The sequence below is a fragment of the Amycolatopsis minnesotensis genome, assembly GCF_039529815.1.
Taxonomy (GTDB): domain Bacteria; phylum Actinomycetota; class Actinomycetes; order Mycobacteriales; family Pseudonocardiaceae; genus Amycolatopsis; species Amycolatopsis minnesotensis.
The window spans coordinates 81,397-97,536 of sequence record NZ_BAAANN010000025.1 but is presented as its reverse complement, the minus strand read 5'-3'; the positions used below and the strand labels follow the sequence as shown (position 1 = coordinate 97,536).

Below are 16,140 nucleotides of genomic sequence, written 5' to 3'. Positions count from 1 at the left end.
GCAGTCAGGCCGTCGCCAGGCCGTCAGGCGGCCAGTGCCTCAGGTTCGGACGCGGCAGCGGGGGTAAAGATCATGTCGCAGGCCGCGCGTGCGCGGGTGTGGCTGGAGGGTACGAGATGGGTGTAGATCCTCAGCGTGAAACCGGGGTCGTGATGTCCGAGGTACTCGGCTAACTCTTTGATGCTGACCCCGTTGGCGAGCATGATGGAGGCGAAGAAGTGCCGTAGCCCATGCATGCTGTCAATTCGGGGCACGTACACCAAACCCGCGTCAGCGAACGCTTTCGGCCACGCACGAGTGGCGAACGCCGCACCGCTAACGACATCGAACGGGTTGGTGGCTGTGCGGGCCAGTCGAAGCCGCTGTCTGTTGATGAGCAGCCGCACAGTTTCCGGGCGGCCCTTGGGTTCCAGCCACGGCAACGTAACCTCTACCGGCTCGAACTCTGCCTGATGTGCCTCGATCTCGTCTAGCAGGCCCGCGCCCGCAGGAACTTCACGCGTCTTGCCGCCCTTGGGTGGGGCGAACACCGGAACCCGCCCGATCCAGCGGATTTGACGTTGGATGTTGAGCACCGACCTCTTGCGGTCCACGTCATCGGGGCTGAACCCGAAGATCTCCATTTGCCGAAGTCCCGCGCCCGCGCCGAGGGGAACCGCGATCTTGTACGGTCCCGGTAGCGCGTTCTTGACCGCGTGCACGCGTTCCTCCGGCCACGGAACGATTTTCCGGCCGTCCTTCTTCGGCCGTTTGATACTTTTCGCCGCGCATGGATTTTTCTTGATTTTCTTGTCGTCGCACGCCGAATTTAGGATGGCTGACACCAGGTCGAAGAGCTGCGCGCGGTAGGACGCGAGGTAGCACTTCCCGCCCTCGGACACCGGCCGTTCCATCCACTCCATCCAATCCCGGATGGTATCGACACGCCCCGCAACTCGAAGTGACTTGTCACCGAGCATCGGATACACGCCGTTTTTGAGCCTGCTCTCCACGGTCTGGCGGGTAGACGCATCCGCCGACTGGCCTTTCATCCATTGTTTCGTGTACGTGCGGAATAACTCGTCACCCGCTTTCGGGTCCACGTAGTCATCCGAGAGCACGTCGTGCTGCATTTTTGTCAAGAAGTTATCGGCTTTTGTTTTGGCCTTGTCCGGGAAGGACTGGTTACGTTCCTTGCCGTCCGGGTCGTAGTAGTGGACCTTGTACCGCAGACCGACCCCGTACAGTGCCGTTTTTTCCCGGACAGGGCGGCCCTTGTTGGTGTACACAAAATTACCAGCGTCGTCTCTCTTGTGACGCGTCCACCGATCTTGTACATGACCTTTCATTACGCGACCTTCTTTCGAGCCCACGCGGGCCGGTAGGTTTCGCCGATACCGATTTCCTGTTCGAAGCTAGATGCGTGCAGCCACATCCGGTCATTCAGTGGGCACCGGTAGTAGATCTCACCCAGCACCATCGCGGTGAGTGCCGCATTACGGGTAAAGACCCGATCAGGTATCCAGGGCACCACCCAGCCCTCAGGCGTACACTTCGCGCTTATGCCCGTGACATCGCACACCATTTCACTATCGGTGATCTCGACACTCATGATGTTTCCCTTCCGGGAGGCGTATTCGCGGCTCCCTTATCCGGTGTACACATATCATTTTCCCGCATCCCTTGCCGATATTCAAGGGATGCGGGAAAATATGTGCCCATTTCTGGTGTTTTTTATGCTGCGCAGGAGTCGCCGAGTCCGGTCACCCACGCCATTACGTCTTTAGGCACGTATCGGACGTGTTTGCCCATCCTGACCCACTGTGGCCCGTATCCCTTGAAACGCCAATCGCGAAGAGTTTTCTCGGGAATCCTCAAGAAGTCCGACAGGTCTTCCGGGGTCCACAGTTGCTCCGGGGGCACGCCTCTAGCGCCTCTTACCACCGCATCACCTCCTTTCCGTCCCATGTCAGGCCGCCAAGTCCTGAGTTGCCGAAGTTTCCGGGCCGGGGTCACCGGGTGGCCCGGACGCGGCGAGCATGGCCCGGTCGTACTCGGCCCTCCAGGCGATCCGTTCTGATATCGCGTGCATGATCAGGTGGTCACGCGGGGGTAGGCCGGGCTCGTTGGTTTCGACCTTGCGCCAGGCCAGCCGCGCGGGATCGGGCTCGGGTTTCTCGATCCCGACCGCCGCCAACGCGGCCGCGACGAAAGCCTTTCGATCGGCTCTGTGGTCCCCGAGGGTTTTTCCTGACCACTTCCGCGACACCAGCACGCGACGACCCGGAAGCCCGAGCGTGGAGCGCCGATGCGCACGGCCCTTGCAGTGCCCCGGAGTCAGCTTCGACGACACGCCCTTGGGTTGGATGCCATACAGCACCCAGACCGCGCATCGAGGCGAGCACGGGGTGATAGCCAGCTCCGCATGCAACCGATCGTGATGATCGGCCAGCGCCGCCGTATCGGCCACCACCACCTCACCCGTACTTTTCGTGAGGTACTTGGTGAGGTAGCCGACGTGCCGCGCGGATTCCTCGGTGCCGCCGAGGATTCCCTTCGAGTGCACTTGCTGCCCGAATCGCACCACATGCGCCGGAGTCTCCACGTTCTCCACCGCGTCATCCCATGCCGTCAGCGGCACCCCGGTATCAGGGTCCACAAAGGACTTCGTGCGCATGTCCCAGACCGGCATCCGTTCGACGTACACGATTTCATCGTGGTTCGGCCACCAGACCTGGTGATAGGTGGCCTCGGTAACCAGGCGGATCGTGTCGTGGGACATCGAGCCCCGCACGGCCGCGTGCAGGTGCGGAGCGGTCCGCTTCTGCGGTTCCACGGTGGCGAAGTACTGCACATCCCAGCCGACGACCCGCCGCAGGTTTTGCCACCAGCGGTCGACGAGCGCGGAGAAGTGCACCGCGTCCCGAGCTGCCCGCCGGTAGTCGTAGGTGGCCGGATTCACCGGCGACCCGTCACCGCGGACTTTCCCGTAAGAGTCGCAGGTCAGCGTCACAAACATGGACGGCCGGAAGCGTCCGGCGTACTCCCTTCCCACTGTCGTCTTGGCCACCTTCCGGCGAGGCAGGTTCGGCGCGTCCTGCCGCCGTTTCGTCGAACGCTTCACCGGGCGCCGCGTCGGCACGTCGAGGGAAGGCAACCGCCCCCGCAACCCGAGTTGCCGAAGTTCCGCGTCCACACTCACAACCTCTTCACGGAGTTCGTCCGCTTGCGCCTGGTCCATCTCCGCCAAGCCCTCAGCGCCGCTCTGCGCGGTCAGGTCCCGGTACCGGGCCACGAGATCAGCCCGGAACTCCAGCAGCTCCGTATGCCCCTCTGAGGGCTTCTCCGCCGGGGGGATTTCCGGTTCCGTGTCGCGATGCCACCCTTCCCGGCACTGTTGTTGCCGAAGTGCTTTCGCCTTCCTCGCGCAGGGCAGGCACACGGATTCCACCGTGGACCCGCACGGGATCGGGACGTACCGCAGCTCTCCGGTTTCGGTGTCGGCTACCTCCATCGTGAACGGCCGCGTGCATACCCCGTGCTTCTCCGCCGTCGCCTTGATCACCTCAGCGGCCAGTGGGACGAGCGGCGTCCGGCAGACGGCAGCGGGCGGCCCCGACCCAGCCCCATCCACCGATGCCGCCGAGGGGCCGCCCGCCGCCGGCTGCCTCCTACCCGTCACCGCGTCCCGACCGTGGTCCCCGGCTGTCATACGACCACCCCCTTACCCGTGCCGTCGATCGGCTTGGCCCACTCCAGAAGCTCCGACAACGGAACCACGCTGAACGTTCCCCTTTCCAAGTTCGGGAACACACCCGCGCCGAAAGCGACGAAGCCATACACATCCACCGGAACCCCGGAGCTGAGACGACCCTCCACGTGCACCTGGACCTCGCCGTCTCGTCCGGTGCTCCGCCACAGGTGCACTGACACCTCAGCCAGGGACGCGGCCCAGCACACCAGCGCCCACGCCACCGACGACAGCGGCCCATCCGCGACACACATCGATACGGGCTCATCCTCGAACGGGTATGCCCTATCGGTCACCATCAACCGCCGCACGGGCGGCAGCTCCTTGTTTTTGTCCACATGCGACAGGAACGCCGCCACGAAATTACGCACCGAGTCACCCGCGTTCATCACTTACCCCCCTTATCGTCGTTGGCCTCGCCCACGGTGCGGGTCTGGGCGTACTCCAGCAGCCGGGAAATCGGGATGTCCTCGAAATGGCCCGGTTCCACCCCGGACAGGGTCCACACGCCGAACATGACGAACCCGTACACCTTGACTTGCGCGCCACACGGAAGCTTTCCCTTGACGCCGAGGAACACCCCGCCATCCGCTGGCCGCCACAGCACAGCCGAGGTAGCTTCCAGCGTCGCGGCCCAGTTCACCAGCGCCCACGCCACCGGCGACAGGCCCGCGTCCCGCACCCGCGCCATGATCACCGTTCGGTCTTCCCCGATCTCGTAGCCGTTGGTGACATGAACTGCCCGCAACGGCGCCAAATCGTATTTGTCCACATGGGACAGCAGTGCTCGTAGATGGTTCTTCACGCCGTCGGCCGCGCTCATCACGCCGCCCCCCTCTCGTTGTGGCCACCGGGGTGGCCGTGGTTGTTGTTCGTGTCTCGTTCGGACAGTGCGATCACACGGTTTCCGTTGTTTGTCACGTAGTTCTCAAACGCCTTGATCGTGTCGTCAGGAACCCATCCGGCACGGACCCGCAGCGGCTCCCGCAGACCCTCACCCCACACGTAGGCGACACCGGGGTCAGTGATGCGGTTCGCCCACGCACCGCGTTCGTAGGCACCGTCACCCAAGGCCATCCCGACATGTGATTTCGCGGTCACTTGCAGGCATGCCCGCCGGGGAAACAGTTCCCGCACCGGAACCGTGTCCTTCGTGGGTTCCTGGACGTAGCCGCGCACCGTCACGGCCAGCGCCCGCCCCTGAGTGGTGATCAGCGACAACCGTTCCACAATGGCCTCTTTGGTCTTACGATCGGTGTATTTCGTGAGCGCCGCTATCTCGTCAAAGTCGAGCAGCTCCAGCGGATGTTCAGTGGAAACCGGCACCGACCGCAGTAGCCCGGCGAACTCCCGCTTACGGTCCTCCATCACGTCGATCAGCGAATCGAGCACCTCTAGAGCGTCCTTTCCGGACTGTGCGTATCGGGCGTAAATCCCGCGCCCGTACGCGAGTTCCATCCCCTTTGGATCGATCCCGGACAGGCGGACGTTCCCCGCCCGGATCGCAGGAGCCGCAGCGATCAGCGGACACCACATGAACGAGTTCTTGCCCGACCCGGTAGCACCGACCACCAGCAGGTGAGCACCCGACCCGAACAACGGCATATGCCAGTCGTGCCCGTACTCCGTTCGCCCAGACCAGACCCGCCGCAGGTCAACCCCGTGCGATTGCGAGCCGCCCAGTTCCGGCAGCGCGGGACACGGAACCGGAACCGCCAGCAGGTCCCGCCGCTGGAAATCCACCGACACCACATTCGGAGCCAGTTCCCGAACCTGACAGCGCGACACCTTGCGAGCCGAGGCCAGCGCCCGCGCCGCGTCGTCGAAATCTTCCGGCGTCTGCCCCGGCACCAGCTCTAGCCGCACCTCATCCCACGAGGCACCCGAACGCACGCTCAACAGCCGAGGAACCGCCACCCGCGCCGAGCTGTCCACCGACGACGCAGCGGTACGGCCGCGACCAATCCGGCCCGGCAGCCGTCGCCGACCCAGAAAGCTGACCGTCACATCGATGGGGGTCACATCGTCGGAGACCGTCAGGCCGCAGGCCCGCAGCCAGCCCGGAAGCTTCCGGTGGTAGACCGTCCACCGCATCCAGGACGCCCGAAGATGCCGACCACACCAATGATCGAACCGGATTTCGTCGAGAAACCGCCACGTGACCAGCACAAACGCGACCGAAGCCGCGGAGCACACCAGCGACACCCAGCCCAGCAACGAGCACCAGGCCCACGCCGCCACCAGGACGACCGAAGTACGCCAGTGCACGCCGACCTGCCGCAGCAACCACAGACACGTCCGCGTGATCCACCACAGCCCGACCGCCAGGAAAGCCAGGAACGCCAACGTTTCCACCACAGCGGCCAGGGCACGGCCAACCTTGGCCAGCACCCACACCACCAGCCCGAGAGCGAGCACCAGCAGTACGAGGAAACCCGGAGAGTGAACGTTCATCGCGCACCCCCGTTCCCCGCCACGCCCAGCACGAGCGACAGCAGCGCCACCACGTCCAACGGCAGCACGACCCGGCACGTGACGCGCTTCCGGTCCATTCGGGTGACCCCGCCTAGCGCCGGTTGTTCGTTGTCATTTATCGTTGTCATAGTTCACCTCCAGTGAACGGGACACAGAAGCGGTGAAGGTTGGTAGCCACGAGCCGCTTCTGTGTTTTATAAGTTGGATTTAGGCACGTGCGGACGTGTTTATATAACGCACGCCCGCACGTGCTGAATTGGTTTCCTGTTAACTTGTCACGTGTCGTTGATCTCAGTTGCGCGTTCGGTTCGGCACCCCCGTTCTCTCGTGCATCCGAGCGCTCTTCCTGCGCGCCGACCTCTGCACCTGAGTGCCGTACTCCCGCTGCCAGGCAAGGAAATTCAGCGTCGCCAGCACGACCATGTGCATCGGTGGCACCTGGAGTCCCTGAGCGATCCGTACGGCCGTCTCGACCCTGTGCAACATCGGCTTAGTGTCCAACGGCATCGCCCTCTCCATCCGCCGCACGTGGGAGTGACTGAATCCCGCACGGTCTGCCACAGGGCCAAGCTGCATCCCCTTCGCTTCCCGAATCCGATGCAGTTGCAACCCGAACGGCGACGGACCTTCCGAGTAGATACGTCTGATCTCCACGCACACCGGACAATCGTCCAGCGTGAAAATCGAATCGGTCAACTCGCCCATTCCCGCTGTCCCCTCGCGTACCTTTCACGCATATCTTCGAGTGTATATTTTATTGTTGCCAATAAGCGCAAGGCGTCCTTTCGGTTTTCGATGTCCTTCTCTGCTACCCTTTTATAGAGCTCTACCTGCATTTTCCGATGCCTGATCCAATCCACGACCGGCGCGTCATGCGCGGGGCGCCGCTCTCGCGAGTACCTTGCAGCGGCCTCCAGCGTGATGGGCATCGTTTCGGTCTCCACCTCCATCACCGGTCCGTCCTGTGCTCGATCACGAACTCGGTCAGGTCATCCAGCGGCACCCACAGGCCCACCGACCACCCGACCAGACTGTCTACAGTGGACACTTGACGACGGCCGTTCTCGACATCGCACATCCCCGACACCGAACGACGAGCCCGCTGCGCGCAGTCTGCCAGCTTCATATCCGCCTGCCGCCGCATCCGTCGCAGCACCACCCCGAGCGGTGTCCTTCCGTGCTCAGAACGGTGATGCCGCGCCCCTTTCAGCCGCGAGCCCCACCGCCCAGGGGCGAACTCGACCACGTGCGAATCCGGCTCATACATAGCCAGCTTCGACAACCAGTCGGACCGTGCCGCCAAATCATCCGCAGCCAGCAAAACCAGTTGCTTAGCCTCCACGCCCAGCGGTTCCGCGACCCGAAGCAACTCAAGTAACCGGCGCGGCCCCATCACGTGATCACTCTCCATGTTGGCAACCGTGTCGGCGTCCAACCCGGACTTCTCCGCCAGCTCCTTTCGGCTCAGGCCGTGACCAACGCGAAGATGCCGCAGTCGAGCACCCAGTGACACAAACGCGATGAGCTCCGGTTCACGCGCGAGAAGAACCCTCTCGCAGTACGCCCGATCCACAGAGGGAGACTCCCCTTTCCCGGGTACCACAGTAAGTTTCGTCATCGTTCGCCCTCTTCATTCCTCAAGCTATGACGCCCACCGCCGCGCGGAGCACGCCCAGCAGCTCCCGAAGGCCCCGAAGGCCGGGTGGCCGGAGGCGGTTCGGAGACCGGACTGTCCCCGAACCAGCCGCCAGCAGTAGGACCGTCGCCGAACCACGAAGCGCCAGTGGGAGTGACCGGATCATCGGTCTCCCGAAGGTCCCACTCGCGCGCCTGATTTTCTAACGACTCGGCAGAAGTGGACACCGCAGCGTTCACCCACCACGGACCACTCCCACCAACGACGAGCTGCCGCCAGGCATGCGCCAGCTCACGCGACGCCACCTGATAGCGGCTCACCACGTCATCCGAACGCGGCTGCCTGTCCATAGCGGCCACGGCATGGGAGTACCGCACATAGGCGTGCTCCCACGCCATGACACTTTCGTAAGAAGGGTTAAAGCCATCCATTCCGATCACCTCCTTACACACCGCACGATCACGCAGCCTTAGCTGACGAATCCGCCCCCGCATCAGCCCGAGCAGCCTTCGCGCTACTCGATCCCGACCCGGAACCGCTCTTAACCGCCTTGAACCCGGAAGCCCAGAACACGTATCCCAGAAACTTGTATTCCCCTTGACCCTTCACGCGCGGTTCAGCCGCCAGCCCTTCCAATTCGACCATTCGCACACCAGTACCCGGAGCAAGCTCCGGAGTTTCCGGCACCGGCTGAACATCAGCGCAAAACTTCACCTCAAACGAAGCACGGTTCGCTTTCACCTCCGCAGGGTCCGCCGCACTGATCTTCCACTGACGCTTACCAGTCCTCTCATCAATAATCTGTTTACCCGACTGGTAGTCAGTGTCCGGCGCAACCTCACCCATCATCATCAGGCCGTTCGGAAACGCGTAGTCAAACGACACTTCGAATCGAGCGCCTTTTTCGATAGCCATTACTAACAGTCACCTCCACTACCACCGCCGACTCTCGGCGACACCTACAACTATCGGCGCCGACGAGGTCTCACGGAGGTGCCGTAGTGCCCTCACCTGGTCTCTTCTGGTCTCATGGAGGTCTCACCGTGTCTCTTCTCACCAGGTCTCATCTGGTAGGCTGGGCTCATGAGCAGCACTGACGGCCACGAAGGGCAAGCGGTGGACCACATGCCCACCGTCTTGAAACAATTGCTCAAGAAGCGCCATTTGCATAGCTATACAGCTTTCCGCGAAGAGTACAGAAAAGCGGCAGTTGAAGCGGGAATCGCAAAGGCGAACCCTCCCGCAAAAGCCCAGTTCTACCGTTGGTTAAAAGGTGACGTTAAGACAATTCCACACTCGGAACACTGCCGAGTGCTGGAGCACCTCCTACCCGGCTGGGCCGCCGACGACTTATTTAAGCCCGACTTTCAAAAACGCGTTTCATTCGTTCCAAAGGGAGCGGGAGGCGTTAGTCATTCGGGCACATCTGACGAATTTTATAATGATGCCGCTTTCGCATTTGTGAAAACCCCGCCAGATCTTGGATTGGTCCCACAGGAACCTTTAGATAGTGACAGTCAACGGAATGACAATGAAATGGTGGTATTTCCAGCGACTTCTCACAGTGGAGACGTGGTTAATGTGAACGTTCCAAGGCGGACCATTCTTGCGGGATCTCTGGGCGTTATTTCCGGAACTGGTTTTCTTGGCGAAAATTCTAGCATAAATGAGTTCTCGAATGTGCCAGATTCAAACTCCGACGAACAAGCTTCAAGTCTCCTAGACTCCGAAGTGAATCCGGTTTCTCATTTCACGCAAATGAAGTCAGTTCTGGCCGACAACGATAATTTGTTCGGACCGGGTAAGATAATGGAAACCGTCCGGGAGCAAATAGCCACGATGCAGTCATTGCGGCGGCAATGGCGGGGCGAAGATTACCATAGACTGGTTGGGGTTCAGACTCAGTTCGCCGACCTTCTAGGGTGGCTTTACCAGGATAGCGGAAAATACGAAGAGGCCAGTTTTTGGATTGACCGATCTTTGCAATGGGCACATTCATCTCGTGAGCCCAATACTGCCGCTTTTATACTCGCGCGCCGGAGTCAGCTATCCTCAGATCTTGGTGACGCCCCTGAGGCTATAGACTCAGGGGAAGCCGCGCTTGCCATGTCGCGGTCACCCCGAGTTAGCGCAGTAGCTGCCACTTTCGCCGCTCATGGCTACGCGCTACGCGGTGACGCTACGGAAAGCGCCAAGCTATACGACTTAGCCAGGTCTCAACTCGAACACTTAAACACCACCCCTGAAGACAAGTATGGCCTGTTCTTTACTGCCGAGTATCTTTCAGTTTACGAAGGACACAGTTTCGCCGCGCTCGGCGAGTATGCCAAATCGGCGGAAGCGTTTCAAACCGCGTTGAGAGGATTGCCTTCCACCTTCCGGCGCGACCGAGGTGTTTACCTTGCGTGGCAAGCACTAGCGAAGGCCGGGGCAGCCGACCCGGACACAGCCGTTGAAATTGGCACCAAGGCACTGTGGATCGCGCGCGAAACTAACTCGTCACGAATATTGCATTACCTTAGGCAGCTTAACAAGGAACTTGAGGCAAAATGGCCTAAAGCAAACAGTGTAAAGAAATTCACCGCTGCCCTAACCGGCTCATCAGTTCGGAAATAGTCACATCGACACCGCAAACTTGGCGAGGAAATCATGAACGACGATCGTTGGATGCAAAAGGCCGTTGAGCTTTCGTGGGAATGCCCTCCGTCTGAGGCTGCGTTCGCAGTTGGCGCCGTAATCGTTGACGCGAACGGCGACGAGATAGCCACGGGCTACTCACGCGAGACAGATTCGAAGGTTCACGCGGAAGAGGCCGCATTAGCTAAAGTGCCTGCCGACGATCCCCGGCTACCTGGTGCCACTATGTATTCCACTTTGGAGCCATGTTCGCAGCGTGCGTCCAGGCCGACGCCTTGCGCCCAGCTCATCATTAAATCGGGCATCAAACGTTGCGTCATCGCGTGGCGAGAGCCCGATCTCTTCGTAACGGGCGTGGTCGGAGTTGAGCAGATGCGCGATGCCGGTGTCGAAGTTGTCGAGCTTCCCGCGTTCGCCGAGGCCGCACTTGCACCGAACAAGCACCTCAACCTTGGCGGTTCCTGAGTGCGTTACGGGGGCACAGGAGCAGCGCCGCCGCAGCCGTCGCTACCAGTGACACCCGTTCAACCAATCCCAGCGTTCGCCGGTTCGGCCCTCCCCGACCGATCATGGAGCTCCACGGTTCGGCTGTGAGGCCAGTACTTGCATCGTTGCCGAATTTAGCTCTATGGGATCAAGGCGCCGCCGTCGGCGGCGCGCCCGTCACCTTGCGTTCGTCGGCACGCCCCCACGACACGGATCGGCCTGCCGCTCCGCTCCGGCCGCCCGGTCTCGGGCGCGCCGACGAAACGCGGCACCCGTGCGCGCGCCACCGCCAGCGCCGACCCACAGACCCACCCGACAAGCCGCAGGCCAGACCCTCACGCGTCCGTGACATCCACCACGCCCGCCAGGCCCACGACCAACCGCGGAATTGTGGAAGAGATCCCCAGGTCGCAGGCATGTTCAGCGAGCCGCAGCAGCGCGAGCAGCAGAAGGCCCATCGGTACCGAGGGAGGCCGACACCGAGGGGCGTTCCCAGCAGGGGCCAACAAAAGGGGAGGAGGCCCCGGCGGGAACGACAACCAGCCTACCGACCAGCCACGATCTTGTGGCCACGATCAGCTTGCGGTGGTCCGTTCGACGGTTTCGGCCGCGTCCCGCAGCATCCGCGCGACATCCGCCGAGGACCCTTCCCCACCAAGGCTCAGCATGACCCGCCCGTCCGGCCAGCAGACCGTGTAGTCGAGGCTGTACAGGGCACCGGTGTGCCCACCAGATGACCCGGCTGCTGACTCAGTACCACGTGCCGGGTGCCGCAGGTCCGACACAGCACCGGCCGAGCCTCCCGCGTTGCCAGCCGACGAATCCACGTCCTCAACGACACGACGCCCCCCGAAAAAGTAGGGTTTGATCTCGGTCTCATACAGGTCCCGGACGAACGCGGAGGTTTGCTCCCAGGCTGCGATTGCTTGCGCCTGCTCGGGTTCGTCCGCGTCGATCGTGGCGAAATGCTCCCGCCAGTCGCGCAGGAGTTCCTGCACAGCCGCGATCCCTTGCACCGCAGGATGTTTCGGGCCGATGACCGCCAGAACGTCTTTAATGGACTTGGCAGACGCCTCGATCCGCTCCAGACCATCACGCCATCGCTGCCCACTCACAAGCAGCTCGGGTCGCATCATCACCGCCAGCCCCGGTTGCACCCGGTCGTCATGCCCGCTGATCTCCGCGCCCATGCCCACAGCATAAGCCCAGTCCAATCATGACCAGGGAAACGCAACGCGAGGTCACCCAGACCATCCCTCGCATTTCAGCGTCTAGCGGTGAGCCGACCGCATCAAGGCGGGAAAGCGTGCCTTGACACGGCCCTCTCACCGCTAGGGATCGGCAGGGGCGAGGGAAACGGCGGCGAACAGGCACCCAGCCACTCACCTACCGTCGTCGTCCTCTGGCCCGCGCTACCAGGTCCCCGCCCACGTACCAGGTCGGGCAAGCTCACCGGCCGGAGCCTCCGCGAACACCTGTACCGCCACGTCAGACCACACTCCAGCGAATACCAGCAGACCCGGTTCCGGCACACGCGCGAGCTTCAAGTTCTCCGCCCACGCCTCAAGCACCTTGACCGACTCATCCCAGCCACGCGCGGGCCACAACATCCCACGCAGCACCAAGACCTCCGGCGGAACACCCGGCACCCCCGCCTCGTGATGCCACAACAGCCGCGTCAAGCCGTCCCCGTCCGCGAGATCATCGAACCGGTTCTGAATCCCCATTTTCACGATGCTGCCCACGATCTGATGTGCATCGTCGTGGACTTCGACCCCATCAAACAAACGCCCAACAGCCATGATCCTTACCCTTCCTCCGCGTCATGCCCTGTCCGACCGTTCCACCATCATGAACTCATCAACCGGAGTTTCGGGATAGTCTATTTTCGTATTACCGACCTTGACCTTTAAATCGCCAAAGGTTCCGGTGAAGAACACGCCGTTAGGCCACAGCGTCGAGTCTCCCAAATCCAACACCGTAGCCCACGGACGGAAAATCGATTCCACCTCTTCCCTGCCAGGCCACACATGGGGCCACTTGCCCAAGGTGCCGCAAATTTCACGCGTCGCCGGAGCAATGTACTTTGCCATCACCGAACCTTCGACCGTGCGCCATGCCAGGCGAGTAAGCCCCTGTTCGTCCGCGAACTGGTCCATCGCGGCTTGCAACCCGTCATCACCCCGTGACGCGATCTCGGCGAAGTCGATCACCTCAGACACCGGACACCTCACGCACCGCAGCATCGGCAGCGGCACGGCCGATCGCTATCACTTGCACCGTCATCGAAGTCATTGCGAAACCTCGGAACTCGATCATCGGGCTTTCCTGTTGCGAGGTATCCACCTGTTCGAGCCCGAGCGCAGCAGCCCAACCCTCCAGTGCCGTTTGAGCGGCAGCGAGATTCTCCCAAGCGATCAGATGACCCACCACAGCCAGCAACGGCCGAGCCCGGTAATCAGCCGTCGCCGTCACGGTCCACGTCAGCCGAGTCAACCCCGCTTGGTCTCCGAACGCATCGAACTCCGCCTGGACACCCCGCGTCACGAGGCCCCCGACCTTCACATGGTCCAAGATCCGTTCCGTCATTTCACCAGCTTAGAGAAGGCCGCTATCTTCAGCATCCGCCGACAACCCGCCAGGCCGTCACCAGGCCGTCAGACGTCCGGATCGGCTCGGACGCAACCGGACCCAACAAGAGCAAACCAGCAGGTCAGAGCGGGTGCGCCGGGGAATACCCGCAGGCCCCGTGACCGGGGATGAAGTTGTACGACTTCTTCCTCTACGGCACCGCTGCCGGAATCGTGTTCAACAAGTTCTACTTCCCCAGTGACGACCCGCTGGTCGGCACGCTGCTGTCGTTCGCGACCTTCGCGCTCGGCTTCATCGCGCGGCCGATCGGCGGGCTGATCTTCGGGCACATCGGCGACCGCGTCGGGCGCAAGCGGACGCTGATCGCGACCATGCTGATCATGGGGCTGGCGACCTGCGCGATCGGCCTCATCCCCACCTACGAGACGATCGGCGTGGCCGCGCCGGTCATCCTCGTGCTCCTGCGGCTCGCCCAGGGCGTCGCCATCGGCGGTGAGTGGGGCGGCGCCGTGCTGATGGCGGTCGAATACGCACCGAAGGGCAAACGCGGGTTCTACGGCAGTTTCCCGCAGATGGGGCTCGCGCTGGGCCTCATGCTGGGCACCGGGGTCTTCGCCGGGCTGAACTCGGTGATGCCCGGTGACGCGTTCCTGTCGTGGGGCTGGCGGATCGCGTTCGAGCTCTCCGCGATCCTGGTGCTGGTCGGCATGGTGATCCGGCTCAAGGTCATCGAGACGCCCGCGTTCCGCAAGATGGAACAGCACGAGGCCAAGGCGACCGTGCCGGCGCTCGAACTCGCCAAGGACCGTCGCTCGCGGCGCCACGTCCTGCTCGGGATGGGCAGCAGGCTACACGAGGGCATCGCGTTCAACACCTGGGCGGTGTTCTCGATCTCCTACGGCACCGGCACCATCGGGATGAGCCGCCAGCCGCTGTTGCTGGGCGTGATGGCGGCCGCGGCGGTGATGCTGGTGTTCATCCCGGTGTTCGGCAGGACGTCCGATCGCTTCGGGCGGCGGCAGGTGTTCGCACTGGGCGCGATCCTCACCGGGGTCGCGGCGTATCCCGCGCTCGCCTCGCTCGGCACGGCCCAGCCGGTGCTCGTCGCGGTGTCGCTGGTCGTGGTGCTCGGCGTCTGCTACCCGGTCATGTACGGGCCGCAGGCGGCGTTCTACGCCGAGCTGTTCCCCACGCCGGTCCGCTGCACCGGGATTTCGTTCGTCTACCAGTTCTCCGGCATCTTCGCCTCCGGGCTGACGCCGTTGATACTGGCCTGGCTCGTCGGCGCGGCGGGCGGCGGCTACGGCCTCGTGCTGGCCTACGTGCTCGCCGCGACGGCGGTGAGCACGGCCTGCACGCTGGCCATCCGGAAACGGGATCTGTTCACCGAGGACGCCGAAGCGGCCGAAGCCGGTGATTCGCTGCGGGTTTCCGCGGCCTGACCCCGTTCACGCGGCGGGCGGCGCGCCTTCGGGAGTGCTGCCCGCCGCCTGTGCGGCACTGATCAGGGCCATCACCTCGATGTCGCGTGCCGAGCAGCCCCGCGAAAGATCGTTGAGCGGCAGGCGAAGGCCCTGCAGCACCGGCCCGAGCGCGGTCGCGCCGCCGAAGCGCTCGGCGATCTTGTACCCGATGTTCCCGGCGTCCAGGTTGGGGAAGACCAGGACGTTCGCGTGCCCGGCGATCGCCGAACCCGGCGCCTTCGCGGCACCGACCGCACCGACCACGGCGGCGTCGAACTGCAGCTCGCCATCGACCGCGAGGCCGGGCGCCCGCACGCGGACCAGCTCCGTCGCGGCGCGCACCTTGTCGACGCTCGCGTGCGCCGCACTGCCCTGCGTCGAGAACGACAGCATGGCGATGCGGGGCTCGGCGGGGGTCAACGCCCCGAAGGACGCCGCCGTAGCGATGGCGATGTCCGCGAGCTGGCCCGCGTCCGGCTCCGGCAGCACCGCGCAGTCGGCGAACGCCAGCACCCGACCGTCGGCGAGCAGCATCAGGAAGAAGCTGCTCACGCTGCCCGCGCCCGGTCGCACGCCGACGATCCGCAGGCCGGTGCGCAGCACGTCGGCGGTCGGCCGCGTCGCGCCCGCGACGCACGCGTCGAACACGCCCGCCCGGAGCCCTGCACCGGCGAGGGAAAGGGGATCTTGTTGCGCGTCTAGGAGATCGGCGGGTTTCCGTCCGGCAAGCGCCGAAGCCAAGGTCTCGCGCACCTCAGCGGCCAGCTCGGCCGTTTCGGACACGAGTTCGCCGGGCAGCGCGACACCGAGCTCCACCGCCGCCGCCGCTATTTCCGCGCCGTCCCCGACCAGGCAGGGCCGCAGCACCCCCTGCTCGTGCAACCGGAGCGCCGCGGTGATCGCCCTCGGGTCGGCGCCGTCCGGCAGCGCGACACGCATCTCCAGCCCGTCGATCCGTCGCGACCAGGCGGCGAGCAGCTCCGCCGCAGCGTCCACACCGGACTCGGCTGCGAGTTCCATGGTCACCTCCCGAATCGACTACTTCCACACTATAGAAGCTACTTCCACAAATTGAAGAGCTTGCGAGCGATCGCACAGTATCGGCGGCGGCCGGTAAGCTA

The 16,140-nt window shown here is 63.3% G+C and carries 19 protein-coding genes; 3 read left to right on the top strand and 16 right to left on the bottom strand.

Annotated features, from left to right (window positions below; all coding sequences use genetic code 11):
- Nucleotides 1-23: 23 nt before the first annotated feature.
- From ABD256_RS28395 to ABD256_RS28350, 10 genes are all read right to left on the bottom strand, one after another.
- Entirely contained in the window at nt 24-1,268 is a 1,245-nt protein-coding gene (locus tag ABD256_RS28395; RefSeq protein WP_344425505.1) for a tyrosine-type recombinase/integrase, read from the bottom strand.
- Between the two features lie 59 nt (nt 1,269-1,327).
- Nucleotides 1,328-1,591: a hypothetical protein gene (locus ABD256_RS28390; protein ID WP_344425502.1), complete on the bottom strand. Its 264-nt coding sequence runs from the start codon at nt 1,589-1,591 to the stop codon at nt 1,328-1,330.
- Nucleotides 1,592-1,948: 357 nt separating this feature from the next.
- Nucleotides 1,949-3,691, bottom strand: a complete 1,743-nt coding sequence (locus ABD256_RS28380) for a replication initiator (protein WP_425546533.1) — start codon at nt 3,689-3,691, stop codon at nt 1,949-1,951.
- On the bottom strand, nt 3,688-4,119 hold the full coding sequence (locus ABD256_RS28375) for a hypothetical protein (protein ID WP_344425496.1): 432 nt from the start codon (nt 4,117-4,119) through the stop codon (nt 3,688-3,690). Before ABD256_RS28375 ends, ABD256_RS28380 begins: the two co-directional genes overlap by 4 nt.
- Nucleotides 4,119-4,553: a hypothetical protein gene (locus ABD256_RS28370; protein WP_344425493.1), complete on the bottom strand. Its 435-nt coding sequence runs from the start codon at nt 4,551-4,553 to the stop codon at nt 4,119-4,121. Before ABD256_RS28370 ends, ABD256_RS28375 begins: the two co-directional genes overlap by 1 nt.
- Nucleotides 4,553-6,184, bottom strand: coding sequence for an FtsK/SpoIIIE domain-containing protein (locus ABD256_RS28365; protein WP_344425490.1), 1,632 nt, complete (start codon nt 6,182-6,184; stop codon nt 4,553-4,555). Before ABD256_RS28365 ends, ABD256_RS28370 begins: the two co-directional genes overlap by 1 nt.
- A 312-nt stretch (nt 6,185-6,496) precedes the next feature.
- Complete coding sequence (locus tag ABD256_RS28360; protein ID WP_344425488.1) at nt 6,497-6,910, bottom strand: helix-turn-helix domain-containing protein; 414 nt, start codon at nt 6,908-6,910, stop codon at nt 6,497-6,499.
- Entirely contained in the window at nt 6,898-7,134 is a 237-nt protein-coding gene (locus ABD256_RS44505) for an AMED_5909 family protein (protein WP_425546536.1), read from the bottom strand. The genes ABD256_RS28360 and ABD256_RS44505 overlap by 13 nt, the downstream gene beginning before the upstream one ends.
- Nucleotides 7,135-7,154: 20 nt before the next feature.
- Nucleotides 7,155-7,823: a helix-turn-helix domain-containing protein gene (locus ABD256_RS28355; RefSeq protein ID WP_344425486.1), complete on the bottom strand. Its 669-nt coding sequence runs from the start codon at nt 7,821-7,823 to the stop codon at nt 7,155-7,157.
- 477 nt (nt 7,824-8,300) lie between these two features.
- Nucleotides 8,301-8,756 carry a hypothetical protein gene (locus tag ABD256_RS28350; protein ID WP_344425483.1) on the bottom strand — a complete coding sequence of 152 codons (456 nt, stop codon included), beginning with the start codon at nt 8,754-8,756 and terminating at the stop codon, nt 8,301-8,303.
- Nucleotides 8,757-8,924: 168 nt separating this feature from the next.
- Here ABD256_RS28350 and ABD256_RS28345 point away from each other — a divergent pair, with 168 nt between their 5' ends.
- Together ABD256_RS28345 and ABD256_RS28340 are read left to right on the top strand one after the other, a co-directional pair.
- On the top strand, nt 8,925-10,457 hold the full coding sequence (locus ABD256_RS28345; RefSeq protein ID WP_344425480.1) for an NsdA family TPR-like regulatory protein: 1,533 nt from the start codon (nt 8,925-8,927) through the stop codon (nt 10,455-10,457).
- 33 nt (nt 10,458-10,490) lie between these two features.
- On the top strand, nt 10,491-10,943 hold the full coding sequence (locus ABD256_RS28340) for a deaminase (protein ID WP_344425477.1): 453 nt from the start codon (nt 10,491-10,493) through the stop codon (nt 10,941-10,943).
- 356 nt (nt 10,944-11,299) lie between these two features.
- Here the strand turns inward: ABD256_RS28340 and ABD256_RS28335 are convergent, their stop codons facing one another.
- The 5 genes from ABD256_RS28335 to ABD256_RS28315 form a co-directional block, all read right to left on the bottom strand.
- Complete coding sequence (locus ABD256_RS28335; protein ID WP_344425474.1) at nt 11,300-11,422, bottom strand: hypothetical protein; 123 nt, start codon at nt 11,420-11,422, stop codon at nt 11,300-11,302.
- A 117-nt stretch (nt 11,423-11,539) separates the two neighbouring features.
- Nucleotides 11,540-12,154 (bottom strand): hypothetical protein, encoded by a 615-nt coding sequence (locus tag ABD256_RS28330; protein ID WP_344425472.1) that lies wholly within the window; start codon nt 12,152-12,154, stop codon nt 11,540-11,542.
- A 222-nt stretch (nt 12,155-12,376) separates the two neighbouring features.
- Nucleotides 12,377-12,766, bottom strand: coding sequence for a hypothetical protein (locus tag ABD256_RS28325; protein WP_344425469.1), 390 nt, complete (start codon nt 12,764-12,766; stop codon nt 12,377-12,379).
- Nucleotides 12,767-12,787: 21 nt separating this feature from the next.
- Complete coding sequence (locus ABD256_RS28320) at nt 12,788-13,186, bottom strand: hypothetical protein (protein WP_344425466.1); 399 nt, start codon at nt 13,184-13,186, stop codon at nt 12,788-12,790.
- A complete protein-coding gene (locus tag ABD256_RS28315) occupies nt 13,179-13,553 on the bottom strand; it encodes a hypothetical protein (RefSeq protein ID WP_344425463.1) in 375 nt (124 codons plus the stop codon). Before ABD256_RS28315 ends, ABD256_RS28320 begins: the two co-directional genes overlap by 8 nt.
- Before the next feature lie 170 nt (nt 13,554-13,723).
- On the opposite strand from ABD256_RS28315, the gene ABD256_RS28310 reads away from it, so the two are divergent.
- Nucleotides 13,724-14,998, top strand: a complete 1,275-nt coding sequence (locus tag ABD256_RS28310; RefSeq protein ID WP_344425461.1) for an MFS transporter — start codon at nt 13,724-13,726, stop codon at nt 14,996-14,998.
- A gap of 6 nt (nt 14,999-15,004) precedes the next feature.
- Here the strand turns inward: ABD256_RS28310 and ABD256_RS28305 are convergent, their stop codons facing one another.
- On the bottom strand, nt 15,005-16,039 hold the full coding sequence (locus tag ABD256_RS28305) for a phosphotransacetylase (protein ID WP_344425459.1): 1,035 nt from the start codon (nt 16,037-16,039) through the stop codon (nt 15,005-15,007).
- Nucleotides 16,040-16,140: the final 101 nt, after the last annotated feature.